This is a genomic window from Mesorhizobium sp. M7A.F.Ca.MR.362.00.0.0 (genome assembly GCF_004023175.1).
GTDB lineage: Bacteria > Pseudomonadota > Alphaproteobacteria > Rhizobiales > Rhizobiaceae > Mesorhizobium.
The window spans coordinates 1-1,758 of record NZ_RZTF01000676.1 but is presented as its reverse complement, the minus strand read 5'-3'; the positions used below and the strand labels follow the sequence as shown (position 1 = coordinate 1,758).

Annotated in this window: 3 protein-coding genes; 1 reads left to right on the top strand and 2 read right to left on the bottom strand. The window is 63.3% G+C overall.

From position 1 onward, the window contains the following. Positions 1-60 precede the first annotated feature (60 nt). On the bottom strand, positions 61-702 hold the full coding sequence (locus EOC06_RS36730) for a DapH/DapD/GlmU-related protein (RefSeq protein ID WP_128310082.1): 642 nt from the start codon (positions 700-702) through the stop codon (positions 61-63). 141 nt (positions 703-843) lie between these two features. Continuing rightward, a complete protein-coding gene (locus EOC06_RS36725) occupies positions 844-1,362 on the bottom strand; it encodes a CreA family protein (RefSeq protein ID WP_128310081.1) in 519 nt (172 codons plus the stop codon). A 188-nt stretch (positions 1,363-1,550) separates the two neighbouring features. On the opposite strand from EOC06_RS36725, the gene EOC06_RS36720 reads away from it, so the two are divergent. Beyond that, on the top strand, positions 1,551-1,758 hold a 208-nt coding region (locus EOC06_RS36720; RefSeq protein ID WP_206631348.1), incomplete at its 3' end, for an SCO family protein.

Below are 1,758 nucleotides of genomic sequence, written 5' to 3'. Positions count from 1 at the left end.
CTTCCGCGGCGCCACCCCCGCATGGCGGAAGGGGTTTCAATCCGACATGTTTGCGCAAGCTCAGACGGCGTCGTTTTCCCAGCGATCGAGGAACGTTTCGATCGGCATGGCCTGCATGTCGGGAACCGCTCTGGCCAGCTTTTCGACCGGCCAGTCCCACCAGGCGAGAGCTTCGATCCGCGCCGCGATATCCGGAGTGAAGCGTGGCCGGAGAGCCTTCGCCGGCACGCCGGCGACGATCGCATAGGACGGCACGTCACGCGTCACCACGGCGTTGGCGCCGATGACGGCACCGTTGCCGATGGCGATCCCAGGCATGATCACCGCGCCGTGGCCGATCCAGACATCATGGCCGATGGTCACGGCTTTCGCCTGCCGCCGCTCGCGGAAGGCGGCATCGACGCCCAGCCAGCGAAAATACTCGTTCGGCCGGTAGCTGAGCTTGTGCTGGGTCAGCCGCTCTATGGGATGCTCCAGCGCATTGATACGGCTGTTGGCGGCGATCGAGCAGAATTTCCCGATCGTCGTGTAGATCGCTTCACAGTGGCGCTCAAAATAAGAGAAGTCGCCGACATTCACCTCGCGCAGCACCACCCGCTCGCCGATCGAGGCATAGCGGCCGAGCTTGCACGCCTTCAGCTCCGCGGTCGGATGGATACGCGGCTCGGGGTCTTTCGGGACGAGGTTTTCGGAACGCTCCATGCCGGCGGCTTTACGCCTAGGCGATTGGTCCCGCAAGCGGGACCAATCGTCCCTCAGATCGTCTCCCAGCAAGGATTCGCCGAGCGAATGGTCCCGCAGCGGGACCATTCGTCCGTCCGGCTCCCGAAGAAACTAAGCAGCTTATTGCGGCTTGCCTTTGCTCCACACCACGCTCTGGCCGTAGAGCGGCACGGTGGTGACCGACATTTTGGCCGAGCCGTTCTGCACCTGGCGCGAATGCGAGAGATAGATCAGCGTCTCATTGGGCTTGTCGTAGATGCGGTTCACCACCTGCTTCTTCCAGATCAGGCTGATGCCTTGCTTGACCACCTCCTCGCCGCCCTCGCTCATGTCGATGTCGCCGATCGTGATCGGGCCGGTCTGGCGGCAGGAGATGGAGGAATCGGACGGATCCTCGAACCAGTTGCCCTTGTGCAGGCGATCGATGATGCCGCGGTCGAAATAGGAGACGTGGCAGGTCACGCCTTCCACTTTCGGATCCTTGATCGCTTCGACGATGATGTCATTGCCGAGCCAGTCGACGCCGACCTTGCCGACTTCCTCGGCGACCGCGGCACCGGCGCCAACGACAACACACGCGGCCAACGCGCCGCCGATCAGTTTTCGCCCAATCAGTCCGTGCCCAATCAGTCGTGGCAAGGGAGCCTCCTGCGGTTCGAGTTGCCGGTCACAGGTGGGGCGAGCAGCCCGGCTTTGCAAGCAGATAGGTCGACACCACTGCGGTTGCGGCAACGCGGCACTTTGCCTGTGCGAGGCCGAACCGCTAAGACTGTCGCACAGGCGCGGCATTGAGCCGGCGCGGCGATTTCTGCAGACGGACTTTTCTGATGATGCGTTCTATCCTGGTCGGCATTCTCGTCCTGATGGCCGCCGGTATCGGCTGGCTGACCTTCGACTGGTACCGCGGCCATTATGGCGGCGAGCCCTTCGGCGCTGCCTTCACCCTGGTCGACCAGAAAGGCGCGCCGATCACCGAGGCTGCCTTCAGGGGTCAGCCCAGCGTCGTCTTCTTCGGCTTCACCCATTGCCCAGAGG